This is a genomic window from Roseobacter cerasinus (genome assembly GCF_009811755.1).
GTDB lineage: Bacteria > Pseudomonadota > Alphaproteobacteria > Rhodobacterales > Rhodobacteraceae > Roseobacter > Roseobacter cerasinus.
In genome coordinates this window covers 65,113-81,964 of record NZ_BLIV01000006.1, presented here as the reverse complement: position 1 = coordinate 81,964, position 16,852 = coordinate 65,113, and the positions used below count along the sequence as shown (strand labels likewise).

Sequence of the window (16,852 nt, the reverse complement as noted above, 5' to 3'; positions counted from 1 at the left end):
TCTCCTCACTGATCGGGGCGCGGCGGAGTTTTCTCACCCCGGTCAAAGGCTTCCCAGCCCTCGCCGCCGAACACATCCACGCCCAGCTGGGCCAATACATGCGGAAAATCGACCATCACCCAATTGTCGATGATCTTGCCGTCCTCCACCTTCCAGAAATCCATATAGCGAATGTCCACCCGCTTACCGGTAGGGGCCACGCCCATGAAAGCACCCGAATGCGTCGCCTCCTGCCGCCCAAAGGCCGCCGCCCATTCCCCCATATAAAGCCGTGCTTCATCGACGCAGATCTTGTCCGAAAAGGCCGCCTGGAACGGGCGCTGCCAGTTGTCCTGAAACTCGCGCAAGCCGGTTTTGATGCCGCAGCCATGATTGCCCATCCAGCGGAAGCTTTCGGCGAAAAACGCACCGATGTCGTCGATACGGTGGTCGTTCAGCCCATCAACCATGCCTTCAATCACAGCGCGGGTGGCCTCTGTTTTGCTCATATCCGTGTCTCTGCTCAGCACGGCCTGCTCTGGTCTGGATCCCTTCATCGGGTGCTCCTGTCATCAAATGGAAAACGCGTAGGCTAAGACACGTCTCCGCTGATGAAATCCCGTGGCATCCGGTTCAGCGCCGGATGGCGCTGCATCAAGCCGGATCTGGCATGTTTGCTCATCAGCCCTTCACCGCCCCCGCTGTCAGGCCGCTGACGATCTGGCGTTGGAAGATCATGACCAGCAGGAACAAGGGTGCTGTGATCGAGACCGCCGCCGCGACCGCCTCCACCTGATCGGTGGTTGTTGTCTCACGATTGAAATAGCCCGCAATGGCCGGAACCATCGTCTGGTTTTGCGCATCGAGCAGCAGCGAGGTCACGAGGAAGTCGTTATAGCCCAGTAGGAAGGAGAACAGCCCTGTGGTTATCACTCCGGGCCACATCACCGGCATGATCACCCGGCGGAACGCCTGGAAGTGGCTGCAGCCATCCACTCGGGCGGCCTCGTCCAGCTCGGCGGGGATGTTCTGGAAGAAGCTGCGCAGCATCCAGATGGTGAAGGGTTGGTTGATCGACACCAGCACCGCGATCACCGCCCAAGGCTGGCCATAGAGCGTGGGCGCGCCTTCGCCAAAGATCGGGCGCAGGATCTCACTTGAATTGATGAACACCGGCAGATAGCCCGCCACCAGGACGGAGTGCGGCAGCGCCCGGAACACCAGCGCAAAAATCAGCAACCAGAACGCCAGGTCAGAGCCTGAGCGCGCGAGACCATAGCCCGCCAGCGTACCCACCGTGAGCGAGATGGTCACAACGCCCGCTGTCACCAGCATGGAGTTGAGGAAGTTGCGGTAAAACTCATTCTCCGCCCAGACCGCAACATAGTGATCTGTGGTAAGCCCCAGCACCGGCGTGCCAAGCGGGCCCAACAGGCCATTCAGCAGGCCGAGGATAAGCGGCAGCAGGCCGAAGAACACGAGCACGAAAGCGATGGCATAGACCAAAGCGCCGACCAGCCAGCCCAACACGATCAACCCCGGCGGGCAGTACTGTCGCACAAGCGCTGGCAACCGCGTGAAGGCCCAGCGGATCGCAAAAAACAGCACCACCAGCCCAAGTACGATGTCGACGACCGAAAGCCCATCGCCGCTCGCGCGGGTGACCGGGCCGAAAATCACATCCAGAGGGCTGTCGGCAAAAGCATCTACGGGCGATTTGAAGCTCATCACCGTGATCCAGAAGATCGGGAAGGCAGCGAGCAGACACCAGATCGCGAGGAAGGCGCCGGAAGAGAAACGCAGTGCAAAGGACTGCTGCATGGCCTTGGGGGTCGACATCAGTGCGCGCTCCCTTTGTGGTCGCGCCAGGTGCGGCGCAGCGGCAGGATCAGCAGGAATACGATCCCAATCATGGTCAGCATGGCGCTGGCCGAGGCGCGGGACATCGCCCGGTTGCCTGCGTCATCCGGCGTCATGAAGTCATAGGTCAGCCACTGCAGCGAGATCACATGCGCCTGACTGCGGAAGCCAACGATGACCTCGAAGGCGCGATAGGTGTCCATCAGGTGGATGAGCGAAATAAAAATGATCAGCGGCATCAGATGCGGCACGATCACATGGCGCAGCCGTTCCCAACGGCTGGCGCCATCGATCACTGCGGATTCCAGCGTATCCATGTTCACGGTCTGCAGCCCGGCGTAGAAGATCACGAAGGCGAAGGGGGCCACATGCCAGACCTGGTAGAAATACATCAGAATTTCGATCGTCCAGGACTGCGCAAACATGGAGATATTTTGCCCTGACCACCTCTCCAGCATGACGGTCAGGATGCCGTCACCCACAAAGAGCCAGTAGATCGACAGTGAGCCGATAACCGGGGTAATGATGAACGGCAGCAGCGACACGAAGATAACTGGACCGCGGATGCTGCGCGTAGCGTTGTTCACCGCAAGCGCAATGGCGAGCCCGACCCCGATGACCAGAGGCAGCGTCAAAAGCGTGAAGGTCAGGGTGAAGCGCAGCGCTTTCCAGAAATCGATCTGCATGATCTGATTCCAGCTGCCATTGCCGATGGCCGACCAGAATTTATCCATTTGCAAAACGTTCTGATAGCTTTGCAAACCCACCCAGCGCGTCTCGGTGATGGTCTTGCCGTTCTCATCCAGTGCGGGCACGGTCTTGATTTCCGTGGTGCAGGTCTGGGTTAGGAAACCAGGGGTGCAAGTCTCCACCTCGATCTGTTCAAGGATCGGTTGCGTGACCTGAAAACTCTGAATGAAAACACTGACAAGCGGTGCCGCGATGAAGAGCAGCATCATGAAGACCGACGGGCCGACAAAGGCTGCAAATGTCTTGAACTTCATGGCGCGCTCCTTGCGTCAAATCGATTTGCAAACTGACCAGATAGAGTTTGCAAAACACATTTGTGATGTGTTTGTCTCACCAGCCGGGCAAGCAGGCTGGCCGGGCGGACCCAGCCAGCGCCAGTGTTACTTCAGAACGCCCGCTTCCTTGGCGGAGGTTGTATAGGCCTCTTCAATCGCGGCCAACGTCGCTGCAGCGTCGCGCTCTCCAGTCAGGAAAGACGGCAGTTCGTTGCCAAGCGCGCTGTGCAGCAGCCCCATCTGAGTGGTCGAGGGGTACGCAGGCGGCGCCGGGTTCGCGGTTGCCGTCGCGATTGCGCCTTGGGCAATCTCCGTCGGTTGGTAGCCATCCACTAGCCAGATCGCGGCGTCATTGGCGCCCTGCACGGTCTCAGCATCAAGCCCTTCCATCGCCAGACGGAAGGCCGCCTCAGCCTCCTCGTCAGAGATGTTTTTCGCAATCACAATCCCATCCCACCAGAGCGTTGTTGCCGGTGCACCATCGGCCACAGCCTTTGGCGCTGCCGCCATGGCCACCTTGCCCACAACCTGGCTTTCGGCCTCATCATCCATGGCGCCCGCGCGGCTGGCCCAGAGGTTCGCCATCGCGATCTTGCCCTGCTGGAATTGCTGCTGAACGTAGGTTGAATCGCTGACCAGCACCTCCGGGTCGGTGAATTCGAGCGCTGCCTTCATAGTTTCAAGTGCGGCCATCCCCGCATCCGAGTTCACCGCCGTTGTGTTATCCGCATTGAAAAACGCACCGCCATGGGCCGGGTACATGTTCACGAATTCCTGCGCGATGTTCCAGCCCGACTTCATCGTCGCACCCAGCGGATACTCCATCACGCCAGCCTCTTTGATCTTGGCCGCTGCGGCGTAGACCTCATCCCAGGTGGTGGGGGTTGCAATGCCCAGATCCGCCAGAACGTCGGAGCGGTACATCAGGTGCTGCGTGTTCACCATCATCGCGACCGCCATGATCTGACCATTGATGCGAATGAGCTGATTGGGTTTGAGGGTCTGGCCGTATTTCTCGACCAGATCATCCAGCGGGCGGATGGTGCCCGCATTCAGCAGCGGCGTGATGGTGCCATTGGCCACCCCGCCGATGTGGTAGAGCGAGGGGTTGGCCTCAAAGGCGGCGGGCTGCTTTTTGCGAAACTCCTGATCCAGCTCCGCCTGGAAGTTCCCGCATTCGGCCATCGCGTCCGTCACGGCTTTCCACGCCTCAAATCCGGCGCTCAGCGACTTGATCGGAACCTCGTTCTGGTAGGAACAGGCCAGTGCCGCGCTTCCCATGAGCGAGACGGCCCCCGCCAAAGCAATTCTCTTCAAAAACATATGCAAACTCCCTGTTGCAGTTGGCTTCGGGTGCATCTTGCAAGGCTGCACCCTTTGGTTGGCCCCGACGCCGGGGCGTGTCGGGTCACGCGATCTCGGCGTGTTGATCGGCGCCTGTCTCAAGACGCATACCGCTGTCCTTGTGAAAGAGGTGGCAGATGCCCACGGGCACTGAGAAAGAGACCATATCGCCAATCTCGGCGCGGTATTCCTTGTGCGCCTTGACCGAGACAAGCTGCCCGCCCGCGCGCACGGTCAGCATGGTCGCGTCGCCCAGAAGCTCGATGGTGTAGATCGGTGCCGTGATCTGGCCGCTGGCCCCTTCGGCGAGGGTCGCATCCTCCGCGCGGAACCCCAACGTGACAGGACCATCCGGGGCGCTCAGTCCCGAGATCGACACATTATCGCCAGAGAACGTGCCGCCCTGCAGCGTGCCATCCATCAGGTTCATCGCGGGGCTGCCGATGAAACTGGCCACAAAAGTGTTCGCCGGATGATCATAGATGTCGGTCGGCGTACCCACCTGCTGCACCTTGCCCTGTTTCATGACCACGACGCGGTCGGCCAGCGTCATCGCTTCGATCTGGTCGTGGGTTACGTAGACGGTGGTGACCTTCAGCTCGTGGCTGAGGTTCTTGATTTGCGCGCGGGTCGAGACGCGCAGCTTGGCATCAAGGTTCGAGAGCGGCTCGTCCATGAGAAAGACATTCGGCTCGCGTACAATCGCACGGGCAAGCGCCACGCGCTGGCGCTGACCGCCCGACAGCTCCGCCGGTTTGCGGTGCAGGAAATCGTCCAACTCCACCATCGCTGAGGCGCGGCGCACGCGTTCGTCGTGTTCGGCCTCGGGCACTTTGCGCACCTTCAGCGGGAAGCGGATATTCTCATAGACGTTCATGTTCGGATAGAGGCCGTATGACTGGAACACCATGGCCACGTCGCGGTCTTTTGGGTCGAGATCGTTGACCACGCGCCCGTCAATGATGATGTCACCGTCCGTGGCGTCCTCCAGCCCGGCGATCATGCGCATCGTGGTGGTCTTGCCACAGCCCGACGGCCCCAGCAGCACGAGGAATTCCTGATCGGCAATGGTGAGGTCGAAATTGTCGACACCGACAAAGCTGCCCCACCGTTTATTGACGTTCCGAAGTTGAATTTCGGCCATAAGTCCCCCGCTGTCGCAGACCTGTTTTCCCAGGTTGTATTGACGCTAGACATCGGGCGCGGCACTTGGCAAGGATTTTTTGCACACGTGTGCAAATATTAAACCGCTCATCCAGGATGCCAACCGATGCCCGATCTTCAGCACAAGATTCACGATTTGTTAAACACAGGGCTTGCTGCGGGTGACGCCACATTTCGCCAGCTTCTGCACCCGGAGTGCGTCTTTGAAATCTCGCACCCATTGGGCCGTCTGCAGGGGTGTGAGGTCATCATAGACGGGTTTTACACACCTCTGCGCGCGGCTCTGCGACATGTCTATCGGAGAGACGAAATATTCATCACCGGGATGAACCGGCGCGCCGGGGGCGGGCAGTGGATTGCTGCGGTGGCGCACTACGTTGGCACTTTTGATGCCGCTTTTTTTGGCATCGAACCCTCGCATCGGCTAGCGTTTTTGCGCGCGGGGGAGTTCTACCGCGTCGAGGATGGGCGCATAACCCAGGCGCGAATCATCCTCGATCTGCCGGATCTGATGCGGCGGCCGGGCGCGACCCGTTTGGTGGTCAGCTTGGGCTGGAAGGGCTTTTTCCCGGCCCTGCAACCCACGACGGCGTGCTGCCGAAAACCGGCGACGGTGTGGCGAGCCTGGATCTGGTGGAGGCGATGCTGGCGGATCTGCACATCTATGACCCCGCCACGGGTGGGTCAAAGGGACAAACGGGCACCAATGGCTACTGGGCAGATGACATGATGTGGTACGGGCCCTGCGGGATCGGGTCGAACTACCGGTGGGAGGGGTTCGTAAAGGATCACCGGGCCCCGTTTCTGGCCGCCTTCCCAGACCGCAAAGGCGGGAACCACTACTGCCGGATCGGCGATGGCAACTACGCCGCTGTCTCGGGCTGGCCCTCCATGACCATGACCCATCAAGGCCCCTATCTGGGTGTTGCACCCACAGGCCGAGCGCTGACCCTGCGAGTGATGGATTTCTACCGCTGCGCGAACGGCAAGATTGCCGAGAACTGGGTGCTGCTCGACTACATGGATCTCATGCAGCAGATGGGTGTGGATCTGATCGCCCGGTCCAACGCGCTGTCATAAGAGCGCTTTGACCGCCGTGACAATCCCGTCGCGCGAGGGCAGCGTGGCCGCATAGGCAGGCCCGGTAGCGATGAAGCTGTCCTCCGCCGCGTAGCGCGCGGCAAGGCGGCCCTGTTCTGCAAAGAGTGCCATAAGCGCTTCGGCCTGCCCGCCGGTCCGGCGGCACTCGTCGACGATCAGCAGCTCAGCGCAAGGCCCCGCCGCTTCGAGCAGGGCGGCCTCCGGCAGCGGCGCCAGCCAGCGCAGGTCAATCACGCGCACCGCAATACCGTCCTCCGCCAACAACTGCTGCGCCTGTCGCGACAGGTAATGCCCATTGCCATAGGTCACGATGGCCACATCCGTGCCATCCCCGTGCACCCCGACCTGACCAAGCGCTGCGCGCTGGTCAGGCTCGGGGTAGCGCGTCATCCAACCTTCGTCACCCGGTGCTGCGAGGTCGCGCATGGGATAAAGGGCAATCGGCTCGACAAAGACACAGACCCGCTGCTCTTCCCGCGCCAGGCGGTGGCATTCGCGCAGCATGCGGGCCGCATCAGCACCGGTGGAGGGGCAGGCGATCACGAGGCCCGGAATGTCGCGCAGCACGGCCAGCGAGTTGTCGTTGTGGAAATGCCCACCGAAGCCCTTCTGGTAGCCCAGCCCCGCAATGCGCAGCACCATCGGGTTCGTCCACTGACCGCAACTGAAGAACGGCAGCGTCGCCGCCTCGCCGCGCAGTTGGTCTTCGGCGTTGTGCAGATACGCGAGGAACTGGATCTCAGGCATCGGCAGAAAGCCGTTGTGCGCCGTGCCGATGGCCAGACCCAAGATGGATTGCTCATCCAAAAGCGTGTCGATCACACGGTCTCGGCCAAACCGCGCTTCCAGCTTTTGGGTCACGCCGTAGACACCGCCCTTGCGACCCACGTCTTCGCCCATGATCAAGGTCTCGGGGTGAGCCAGCATCAGATCATGCAGCGCCCAGTTGATCAGGCGGGACATGGGCTGGGGGCTGTCCATCTGCGCCAGGTCCTTGCCAAAAACATCTGCGCGCGCGGCGGGGTCCGGCACGTTGCTGGGCGCGCAAACCCGGGCGGGCGGGATCAGGCTGGACATGACATCTTGCGCCGTCTTCAAGTGCGGCTCCTTGACGACCTGCATGGCTTCCGCCGCAACCTCCTCCAAGGTCTGTTCATAGATGTGCAGAAGATCCGCGGCGGACGCGGCCCCCGCTTCTGTCAGCAGACGCGCGGAATGCAGCAGCGTATCATTGGCCTCCTCAGCCTCGACTTCGGCTCGGGGCAGGTAACTGGTGGCCACATCCGCGCCCGCATGACCGTAAAGCCGCACCATCTTCAGATGCAGCACCGCCGGCTTGCGTTGGCGACGCACAAAATCCGCCGCCGCGAAGGCCACCGCATAGGTTTCGAACATATCCAACCCGTTGGCCTCGAAATACCGCAACCCGGGGCGATGCTGCAGCGAGGCTTTGATCCATCCTTTGGGTGTCTTGGTGGAGATGCCGATGCCATTGTCTTCGCAGACCATCAGCAGCGGCAGCGGCCCGCTCTGCGCGCTGGCCCACCCCGCCGCATTGATGGTGCCTTGCGCGGTGGAGTGATTGACCGAGGCGTCGCCAAAGCTGACCATGGCAAGGCCGTCTTCGGGCAAAACGCGATGCTCCGGCGCGTGGCGGCGCGCCAAGCCGAGGCTGTAGGCCGCGCCCAACGCCTTGGGCAGGTGGCTGGCAATCGTCGACGTCTGCGGAGGGATCATCAAAGGCCTGCTGCCCAGCACCTTGTGGCGCCCGCCGCTTGTCGGGTCTTTCGACGAACAGGCAAAGCTGAGCAGCATATCCCGGATCATGCCCGTTTGTCCGGCCTGCGCCGCACGCGCCAGTTGGAAGGCCGCATCGCGGTAGTGCAGGAAAGCAATATCATCGATGCGCAGCGCCTGCGCCACGGCAGCCATTCCTTCGTGGCCTGAGGAGCCAATCGTATAAAACCCCTGCCCCGCGCTTTGCATCGCCCGGCTCTGGATGTCGAGTGCGCGGCTGGCGACCTGCGCGCGGTAGAGCGTCAAGGCCGTTGTCGGCTCCAGCGACCCCACAGGCGGCGTACCGGCAGGAAAATCACCGTTGGCCACGCGGCGCAGGAAATTGTCATGTACGATCTGGACCCGGTCCATGGCACCCTCAGCTGATTGCCCTTGCCTCTTACGCCAGACTAGAAAGGCGGGGAAGAGCACATAGACCCCTGCAGCAGGGGCACCAACGGGTGGCTACGTCACCCAGCGCGGCTTTCGCTTGTCAAAGAACGCGCTGATGCCTTCATCGGCCTCGGGCGTCTCCCATTGCGCCGAAAGCGCCGCAACGGTGCGATCCACCACGGCCGCGTTGATCTGCGGGCCCAGATCCCGTGCCAGGCGCTTTGCCGCAGCGACAGCCCCAGGCGCGCAGGAGAGATAGGGGCGCACGTCCGCCTCCACCGCCTCCGCCAACTCCTGCTGAGGCACAACCCGCGCGACAAGCCCCAGATCAACCGCCTCCGCCGCATCAAAGATGCGGGCCGACATGAAGACCCGCCGCGCCCGGCCCTCGCCCATACGCGCCAGGACATAGGGCCCGATGGTGGCCGGAATGAGTCCCAGCCGCGTCTCGGTAAATCCAAACCGGGCAGTGTCACATGCAACCGCCACATCGCAGACGCATGCCAGCCCAACCCCGCCGCCAAAGGCATTCCCCTGCACCTTCCCGATCAATGGTTTTGGCAAGGTATTCAACACCTCCAGCATGGTGGCGAGCTTGCGGGCCTCGGCACTGCGGGTCGCCCTGTCCATCTCTCGCTGCGCCTGCATCCAGGCCAGATCACCCCCAGCGCAAAAGCTGCCCCCTGCCCCTGTGAGCACAACGGCCCGAACCCTGTCATCTGCGCCCAACTGTTCGGCGGCGTCGGTCAGCTCGACCAGCATCTGCGCCGACATCGCATTGTGCTTGTCGGGCCGGTTCAACGTCAGTGTCGCAATGCCGCGCGCGTCGGTTTCGATCCGGAGGGTGTCAAACATGAGCACTCTCACCGCGCATCGCTTGCGCCATGGCAGCAGCTTCATCAATGACAGCAAGATCGAGCCCCGTGTCGTACCCAAGTGCCGCGAGGTGCCGCGCCACGGCCTCGGTCGCCACATTGCCCGCAGCCCCCGGCGCATAGGGGCACCCGCCCAAACCCCCGACAGCCGCATCAAAGACCCGCAGGCCGAGGCTCAGGGACGTATCAATGTTTTCAAGCGCTCGACCATGCGTGTCGTGGTAATGCCCGGCCAGCCGCCCCACCGGCACCACATCGCGCACAGCAAGCAGCATGCGCGCAATGCTGTCGGGAGTCCCCGCCCCGATTGTGTCGCCCAGGCTGATCTCATAGCACCCCATCGCAAAGAGCTTGTCGGCCACGTCCGCCACTGCCGCAGGCTTAACGGTGCCATCGTAAGGGCATTCGACCACGCAGGAGACATAGCCGCGCACCGGTAGATCAATGTGCCGCGCGTCCTCCAGTATAGGCGCAAACCGCGCAAGGCTCTCGGCAATGCTGGCGTTCACATTTGCCTTGGAAAACCCTTCGGAGGCGGAAGCAAAGACGGCGACCTCATCCACACCCGCAGCTTTGGCATCGGCAAACCCGCGCGGGTTTGGCGTCAGCGCGGCGTAGCGAACACCGTCAGCCCGAGTGATGCCAGCCAACACCTGCGCTGATCCGGCCATCTGTGGCACCCATTTGGGTGAGACAAAACTCGCCACCTCAATCCGCGAAAACCCCGCCCGGCTCAGACAATCAACCAGCGCCACCTTCTCCGCCACGGGAATATCCCGGGCTTCGTTTTGCAACCCGTCCCGCGGGCCCACCTCAAAGATCTCACACGGCCCAAGGCTCATCAGTCACTCCTTCGCCCCATCTTCATTGTTCCCAAAATATGCATCCGCCGCCGCCTCCTAGTCCACCGGCCAAGGTGCATAGAACGCCCGGTCGTAAATCCCGTCACCATCCGGCAGCGCCGCCTCAAACCCAGACCGCGCCGTGATCCGATCATACCACGCCGCAGTCGCCGGAAAATCATCCAGTGCCACGAAATGCCGTGCCATGTAGACTGCCTGGCCGACAGAAATATCAACTGCCGAAAACCCGCTGGTCAGCAGATGGTCCCGGCTTTCAATCGGTGTCTGAAGCCGCGCCTCGATCGCAGCATAGCACTTGGCCACGCGCGCGGCTTCCAGCTTCATGACAATCGGGCTGCGCATATCATCTTCATAAAGCGCCACATGCTGCTGGGTCAGCGCCGCCGTATGCTGGCTCACAGTCTCAGCGAAATGCAGCCATACCAGCCAGCTCATCCGGTCAGGGCTCCCCGGGCTCCGGCCCAGCCCGTCCGGGCTGAACCGCTCGCAGAGATATTCGGTGATCGCGCCTGTCTCGAACATCCGTTCGCCGTCGATCTCCAGCGCGGGCACCCGCCCGGCGGGCGACAGGCTCAGAAACTCCGGTTCCCGCAAGGTCCGATCAAAGGGATAGCTGCGCAGCTGGAACTCCACGCCCAGCTCATGTAAAAGCCAAAGCGTCCGCATCGAACGCGTCTGCGGACAATGATGCAACGTGATCATGCCTCTGCCTCCAATCGGATCAGCGCCGCCCCAGCCTCAACCTGATCGCCAGCCGCAGCCAAAACCTCAGCCACCACACCATCGCGCGCGGCGAGCAGGCTGTGTTCCATCTTCATCGCCTCCAGCACCGCCAGCCGGTCACCCTGAGACACAGCCTGACCCGGCACAGCGTCAACCGCCTTCACAAGCCCCGGCATCGGCGCTTCGATCAGATTGCCATCGCCTGCTGCACCCACAGCCTGGTCCAGCGGGTCCACCACAGCGATCGTCAGCCCATAGCGATCAAAAACAGTGACCAATGACCCGGCGACCGCCACCGCAGGTGCTGGCACACCACCAATCTGCCAGCACTCGCCCAGGCGCTCCGCGATGATCTCTTCCTCATTGACATACCATCGCTGGCGAACAGGTGAGAGCACTTCGACGCTCACCTCATGGCGCACCTCCTGCGCGACCAACGTGACGGAGTGCCGTAAGAGCTGCCAGAGCGTGAAGCCCGCCATCTCACCCGGCTCCAGCAGGTCGAGTGCGGCCATACCCGCCACCACAAGATGTCGCGGCGCGACTTCCGGCGCCGCTGTCAGAGTCTCAAGATCTCGCGCAATCAATCCCGTATCGACCTCCCCGCGCCCAAACCCGGCGTGCCCGGCCAAGGCTCCGAGAAAGGCGAGGTTGGTTACCGTGCCGCCCACTTGCGTGGCCTTCAGCGCTGCCGACAGCCGTTTCAATGCCACTGCCCGCGTCGGCCCCTGCACAATCACCTTGGCAATCATCGGGTCGTAAAACGGGCTGATTGTATCGCCCGCACGCACGCCGCTGTCTGCCCGCACCCCGTCAGGAAACCGCAAGTGGCTCAACGTGCCGGTCGCGGGCAGGAACCCGGCAGGCACATCTTCGGCGTAAAGCCGCGCTTCGAATGCATGCCCGTTGATCGACAGGTGCTCCTGCGCGGTCGGGAGGCCTTCGCCTGCGGCCACCCGCAACTGCCACTCCACGAGATCGACACCCGTGATCGCTTCGGTCACAGGGTGCTCTACCTGCAACCGTGTGTTCATCTCCATGAAGAAGAAGTTGTCAGGTTTCAGTTCGCCCGACCCATCGACGATGAATTCCACCGTGCCCGCGCCGCAGTACCCGATGGCCGTCGCCGCGCGCACGGCTGCGGCACCCATCGCCGCGCGCATCTCCTCCGTCATCCCCGGAGCAGGCGCCTCTTCGATCACCTTCTGGTGCCGCCGCTGCAAGGAACAATCCCGTTCGAAAAGATGCACGGCGCTGGTGCCGTCCCCAAAGACCTGCACTTCGATATGGCGCGGCTGAGTCACGAATTTCTCGACCAGCACGTCAGAGTTGCCAAAGGCTGTCTGCGCCTCGCTGCGCGCCGAGGCCAGCGCCGCCGCAAAGCCCGACGCATCCTCCACCAGCCGCATGCCCTTGCCGCCGCCGCCAGCGACCGCCTTGATCAGCACCGGATAGCCGATCGCCTCGGCCTCAGCCGCCAGCAGCGCGTCGTCCTGATCGGCGCCGTGATAGCCCGGCACCACCGGGACGCCCGCCTCGACCATCAGCGCCTTCGCCGCATCTTTCAGACCCATCGCCCGGATCGCCAATGCCGACGGCCCGATGAAGGTGAGCCCCGCCACCTCAACCGCCTCCACAAACTCCGGGTTCTCGCTCAGAAACCCATAGCCGGGGTGGATCGCCTGAGCGCCGGTGTCCAAAGCTGCCTGAATGATCACATCGCCGCGCAAATAGCTCTCCGCCGGGGCGGCCCCGCCGATGTGCACCGCCACATCCGCCATCGCCACATGTTTCGCGCCCGCATCCGCATCCGAATAGACCGCCACGCAAGACACACCCAGGCCCTGCGCCGTCTCCATCACCCGACAGGCGATCTCGCCCCGATTTGCAATCAGAATTCTGTCAAACATCTCTTACCACCACGACCCCGAGGTCCCGTCCTCCAGATGCTGCCGCACGTAATTCGGCAGCGGCCAGGCATCATACTCCACACCGGTCAGCCGCCCCGGCGGCTGACCGCGCCAGGCGTGCCGGTAAAGCTCCATATGCAGCGAAATCTCGATTTCGCTGAGCGCTGCGTCCACCTTGCCCTGGGTCTCGGTGATACCCTCTTCGAGCTTCTGCGCATCCGTTTTCTGCCGCGTCCAGCTGGCAGGCAGGATCTGCCCCAGCACCTTGCCGCCTGCCGAGACCGCAACGAGCAGCACAAGGTTCGCCAGCATCCCCGGGATCGACGGCGCCGCGATGTCCCGAAAGAACCCGGGCAGCCCACCAAACCAACCGCGCTTGGCCTCAGGCCGTCGGGCCAGCTCGACCCGCGCCAGCTCGAACTCCTGCGCAAAGCTCTCGCGGAACAGCCGGGCAAAGGCCCGGCGGTTGAAGTCAGACCGCCCGGCCCAAAGCCGCAGCTTGGGTCGCACAAACCAGCCTTGTCGCGACTGCTCCACGAAATCCTCAAAATCGAAGATGAAAAAATAATCTTCGGCATCCGGAGAATTGTGGATGAGATAGACCGGCAGCTCTACCTCCCGGCCCAGCTTGGGCAGGCTCAACCCGCCGACGGTATCCACAATCCGATCCCCAAGCGCGCGGATGCCTTTCATGGGTCCTCTCCGAAATCCTCAATGACCTCGAAACGTTCCCAGATCAGCCCCATGTCCGGGGCAAAGATGCCATGGCGCTCATACTCACTCTTGTGATCGGCGCGCCAGCCTTCGAGCGTCTCGTTCTCTCCTTCCGCCAGAGCCATCTCCTCCGGCATCGTCTCCCAGGTCGTTTCTCGCAGTTCGAGCGTTTCGATGACCAGCGCAGGGGCGCCACCCGGCCCCAGTGCGATGTCGCGGCGGCCAACCTGCGGGGCTTCCTGTCGACCCGCCTCGATATCGACGACCGCAGAGCAGGTCGCGCGCTTGGCGCCGGAGCGCACGAGTGCCGTCAGCACTGCAATCAACTCCGGAGTATCGCCAAAGCTGAACACTTCTGCGTCTGGATAGCGTGCTTTGACCTCTGCGAGCGTCACCATCTTCGCGCCCTCACATCCGGAACACGCCAAAACGTGTCTCTTCGATTGGAGCATTCAGGGCGGCAGAGAGCGACAGGAAGAGCACGTCGCGGCTGCGGCGCGGGTCGATCACCCCGTCATCCCAGAGACGCGCCGAAGCGTAGAGCGGGTGGCTTTGGCGTTCGAACATATCGATGGTTGGCTGCTTGAACGCAGCTTCCGCCTCAGCCGACCAGCTTTCGCCTGCGCGCTCTATTGCGTCACGTTTTACCGTGGCCAGAACGCCCGCCGCTTGTGGCCCGCCCATGACAGAGATCCTCGAATTGGGCCATGTCCAGAGGAACCGTGGTGAATAGGCGCGCCCGGCCATCCCATAGTTGCCTGCGCCAAAGGAGCCGCCCACCAGTAAGGTGACTTTCGGCACATTGGTCGAGGCCACGGCCGTCACCATCTTGGCCCCGTGCCGCGCGATGCCTTCGTTTTCATAGGTCCGCCCGACCATGAAGCCGGTGATATTCTGCAAGAACACCAGTGGGATGCGGCGTTGCGAACACAGTTCGACAAAATGCGCACCCTTCTGCGCAGCTTCCGAGAACAGCACCCCATTGTTGGCAATGATTCCGATGGGGCAGCCCTTCAGATGGGCAAAGCCGGTCACGAGAGTCTCGCCAAAGCGTGGCTTGAACTCGTCAAAGCGCGAGCCATCCACCAGCCGTGCGATCACCTCGCGAATGTCATAAGGGGTGCGCAGATCGGCAGGCACCACGCCCAGAAGCTCTTCGGGCTCATAGGCTGGCTCTTCCGGGGCTTCCCACTGCACAGTTGCGGGCTTTGCCCGGTTCAGCGACGCCACAGCCCGCCGCGCCAACGCCAAGGCGTGAGCGTCATCTTCCGCCAGATAGTCCGCCACCCCGCTCAGCCGTGTATGCACATCGCCACCGCCAAGATCTTCGGCACTGACCACTTCTCCAGTCGCCGCTTTCACCAGCGGTGGCCCCGCGAGGAAGATCGTGCCCTGATCCCGCACAATGATCGTCACGTCGGACATGGCAGGCACATAGGCGCCGCCCGCCGTGCAAGAGCCCATGACCACGGCGATCTGCGGAATGCCCATCGCCGACATCCGCGCCTGGTTGTAGAAGATGCGGCCAAAGTGATCGCGGTCGGGGAAGACCTCATCCTGATTGGGCAGGTTGGCCCCACCGCTGTCCACGAGATAGACGCAAGGAAGATGGTTCTCCTGCGCGATCTCTTGTGCGCGCAGGTGCTTTTTCACGGTCATGGGATAATAGGTGCCGCCCTTCACTGTGGCGTCGTTGCACACGACCATGACCTCCTGCCCCTGCACCTGACCCACACCCGCGATCACCCCCGCGCAAGGCGCCGCGCCGTCGTACAAGCCATGGGCCGCCGTGGCGCCCACCTCCAGAAACGGGCTGCCGGGGTCCAGCAGGTTCGCCACCCGCTCGCGCGGCAGCATCTTGCCCCGGCTCACATGCCGCGCACGCGACCTCTCGCCGCCCCCCAAGGCCGCCGCTTCAGCCGCCTCAGCGATTTCGGCGAGCGCCTTCAGATGCGCCTTGCGGTTGCTCTGAAACCCTTCCGAAGAGGGCAGCGCCTGTGATCTAAGTTTCATGCCACGCCCTCCTTGCAGCGCAGTCCCGCCGCCAAGCCTATCATGTTTCCGGCGCGTCTGTTGCACGCTGCGGCGCGGGAACCGCCCGCAACCGGCCGAAGCGGTCGACCGGATAGTCGAAACGGGCCTCTGCCCCCACACAGCGCACCACAATCCAGACACCGGACTGCTGGCCCGGTACGGCCGTACAATCGGTCAGGCGCGCCGTTGCGCCGCCTTCCGACAGATACCGCTGCGTATAGATGTTGATCACATCCGTTTCGGTGATTGTCGCTGCGATCCAGCCCCAGCGAAACGCCCAGACAGCCCCTGCCAGGATCAGGAGCGTCAGCGGTGCGAACCATATCCACCTTGGCATCAGACCCCCACACCACAGACCTCCTGCGGCGTTTTCGCACAGGCGGCACCGTACCCCTGTTGATCTGTATCAATGCAGCAGCAATCCACAGGGTGCATGACATGAGCGAACTCGATAACGGAAGGAAAAAACCAATGAGAGTCACCGTCAAAACCCTCCTTCTGAGCAGCGCCCTTGCGGTCTGCGCTCTGCCCGGATTCGCGCAATCCCAAGGTGATTGGACCTTCGGGATCGGTGTCGGCAGCGTCGACCCGAAATCCGACAACGGCACGCTCGCCGGATCGGCGGCCACCATTGCCAGCGATGAGGCGCTCACGCTGACCTTCGAATATTTCATACGCGACAACATCGGGATCGAATTGCTGGCCGCGACCCCCTTCGAGCATGAGATTTCGCTGGGCGGCTCGCCTGCGGCCACCACCAGGCACCTGCCGCCGACCCTGTCGGTGAACTACCACTTCACCAATGCGAGCCCGTGGAAGCCCTACATCGGTGCTGGTATCAACTACACCACCTTCTTCGAGGAAGAGACCAGCCTTGGCACGCTTGAGCTGGACGATTCCTTTGGGATCTCGGTGCAGGTCGGCCTTGACTACAAGATCAGCGAGAACGGTTGGCTGCGGGCCAATGTGCGCTGGTTCGACATTGACACCGACGCGAGCCTGAACGGCGCGGATATCGGTACTGCCGAGATCGACCCGTTCCTCTTTGGCGTCGCCTACGTGCATAAGTTCTGAGGCACGCGGCGCATCAC

The 16,852-nt window shown here is 62.5% G+C and carries 18 protein-coding genes; 3 read left to right on the top strand and 15 right to left on the bottom strand.

Annotated features, from left to right (window positions below; genetic code table 11):
- Nucleotides 1–5 precede the first annotated feature (5 nt).
- From So717_RS15425 to So717_RS22670, 6 genes are all read right to left on the bottom strand, one after another.
- A complete protein-coding gene (locus So717_RS15425) occupies nucleotides 6–536 on the bottom strand; it encodes an ester cyclase (RefSeq protein WP_159978901.1) in 531 nt (176 codons plus the stop codon).
- A gap of 124 nt (nucleotides 537–660) precedes the next feature.
- Nucleotides 661–1,818: a carbohydrate ABC transporter permease gene (locus So717_RS15420; RefSeq protein WP_159978899.1), complete on the bottom strand. Its 1,158-nt coding sequence runs from the start codon at nucleotides 1,816–1,818 to the stop codon at nucleotides 661–663.
- Nucleotides 1,818–2,843 carry a carbohydrate ABC transporter permease gene (locus So717_RS15415; protein ID WP_159978897.1) on the bottom strand — a complete coding sequence of 342 codons (1,026 nt, stop codon included), beginning with the start codon at nucleotides 2,841–2,843 and terminating at the stop codon, nucleotides 1,818–1,820. The genes So717_RS15420 and So717_RS15415 overlap by 1 nt, the downstream gene beginning before the upstream one ends.
- A gap of 126 nt (nucleotides 2,844–2,969) precedes the next feature.
- The gene (locus So717_RS15410) at nucleotides 2,970–4,187 is read right to left on the bottom strand and encodes an ABC transporter substrate-binding protein (protein ID WP_159978895.1); all 1,218 of its coding nucleotides are present in this window, start codon (nucleotides 4,185–4,187) and stop codon (nucleotides 2,970–2,972) included.
- A gap of 85 nt (nucleotides 4,188–4,272) precedes the next feature.
- Nucleotides 4,273–5,352, bottom strand: coding sequence for an ABC transporter ATP-binding protein (locus So717_RS15405; RefSeq protein ID WP_159978893.1), 1,080 nt, complete (start codon nucleotides 5,350–5,352; stop codon nucleotides 4,273–4,275).
- 159 nt (nucleotides 5,353–5,511) lie between these two features.
- The gene (locus tag So717_RS22670) at nucleotides 5,512–5,793 is read right to left on the bottom strand and encodes a hypothetical protein (RefSeq protein WP_368854960.1); all 282 of its coding nucleotides are present in this window, start codon (nucleotides 5,791–5,793) and stop codon (nucleotides 5,512–5,514) included.
- On the opposite strand from So717_RS22670, the gene So717_RS22665 reads away from it, so the two are divergent.
- Nucleotides 5,698–6,102, top strand: coding sequence for an ester cyclase (locus tag So717_RS22665; RefSeq protein WP_368854959.1), 405 nt, complete (start codon nucleotides 5,698–5,700; stop codon nucleotides 6,100–6,102). The genes So717_RS22670 and So717_RS22665 overlap by 96 nt on opposite strands.
- Complete coding sequence (locus So717_RS22335) at nucleotides 6,015–6,452, top strand: ester cyclase (protein WP_368854958.1); 438 nt, start codon at nucleotides 6,015–6,017, stop codon at nucleotides 6,450–6,452. Before So717_RS22665 ends, So717_RS22335 begins: the two co-directional genes overlap by 88 nt.
- On the opposite strand, the gene So717_RS15395 is transcribed toward So717_RS22335, so the two are convergent.
- The 9 genes from So717_RS15395 to So717_RS15355 all read right to left on the bottom strand — a co-directional run bounded on the left by So717_RS15395 (nucleotide 6,447) and on the right by So717_RS15355 (nucleotide 16,098).
- The gene (locus So717_RS15395) at nucleotides 6,447–8,621 is read right to left on the bottom strand and encodes a thiamine pyrophosphate-dependent enzyme (RefSeq protein ID WP_159978891.1); all 2,175 of its coding nucleotides are present in this window, start codon (nucleotides 8,619–8,621) and stop codon (nucleotides 6,447–6,449) included. The two genes, So717_RS22335 and So717_RS15395, sit on opposite strands and share 6 nt — an antisense overlap.
- A gap of 93 nt (nucleotides 8,622–8,714) precedes the next feature.
- Nucleotides 8,715–9,497 (bottom strand): crotonase/enoyl-CoA hydratase family protein, encoded by a 783-nt coding sequence (locus So717_RS15390; protein WP_159978889.1) that lies wholly within the window; start codon nucleotides 9,495–9,497, stop codon nucleotides 8,715–8,717.
- Entirely contained in the window at nucleotides 9,490–10,359 is an 870-nt protein-coding gene (locus So717_RS15385; RefSeq protein WP_159978887.1) for a hydroxymethylglutaryl-CoA lyase, read from the bottom strand. Before So717_RS15385 ends, So717_RS15390 begins: the two co-directional genes overlap by 8 nt.
- A 57-nt stretch (nucleotides 10,360–10,416) precedes the next feature.
- The gene (locus So717_RS15380; protein WP_159978885.1) at nucleotides 10,417–11,082 is read right to left on the bottom strand and encodes a glutathione S-transferase family protein; all 666 of its coding nucleotides are present in this window, start codon (nucleotides 11,080–11,082) and stop codon (nucleotides 10,417–10,419) included.
- Nucleotides 11,079–13,013, bottom strand: a complete 1,935-nt coding sequence (locus So717_RS15375) for an ATP-binding protein (protein ID WP_159978883.1) — start codon at nucleotides 13,011–13,013, stop codon at nucleotides 11,079–11,081. The genes So717_RS15380 and So717_RS15375 overlap by 4 nt, the downstream gene beginning before the upstream one ends.
- A 3-nt stretch (nucleotides 13,014–13,016) precedes the next feature.
- Nucleotides 13,017–13,706 carry a hypothetical protein gene (locus So717_RS15370; RefSeq protein WP_159978881.1) on the bottom strand — a complete coding sequence of 230 codons (690 nt, stop codon included), beginning with the start codon at nucleotides 13,704–13,706 and terminating at the stop codon, nucleotides 13,017–13,019.
- On the bottom strand, nucleotides 13,703–14,125 hold the full coding sequence (locus So717_RS15365; RefSeq protein WP_159978879.1) for an ASCH domain-containing protein: 423 nt from the start codon (nucleotides 14,123–14,125) through the stop codon (nucleotides 13,703–13,705). The genes So717_RS15370 and So717_RS15365 overlap by 4 nt, the downstream gene beginning before the upstream one ends.
- Nucleotides 14,126–14,135: 10 nt before the next feature.
- Nucleotides 14,136–15,740, bottom strand: a complete 1,605-nt coding sequence (locus So717_RS15360) for a carboxyl transferase domain-containing protein (protein ID WP_159978877.1) — start codon at nucleotides 15,738–15,740, stop codon at nucleotides 14,136–14,138.
- Between the two features lie 40 nt (nucleotides 15,741–15,780).
- Nucleotides 15,781–16,098 carry a hypothetical protein gene (locus So717_RS15355; protein ID WP_159978875.1) on the bottom strand — a complete coding sequence of 106 codons (318 nt, stop codon included), beginning with the start codon at nucleotides 16,096–16,098 and terminating at the stop codon, nucleotides 15,781–15,783.
- Nucleotides 16,099–16,232: 134 nt separating this feature from the next.
- On the opposite strand from So717_RS15355, the gene So717_RS15350 reads away from it, so the two are divergent.
- The gene (locus tag So717_RS15350) at nucleotides 16,233–16,835 is read left to right on the top strand and encodes an OmpW/AlkL family protein (RefSeq protein ID WP_159978873.1); all 603 of its coding nucleotides are present in this window, start codon (nucleotides 16,233–16,235) and stop codon (nucleotides 16,833–16,835) included.
- The last annotated feature ends 17 nt before the right edge of the window (nucleotides 16,836–16,852 follow it).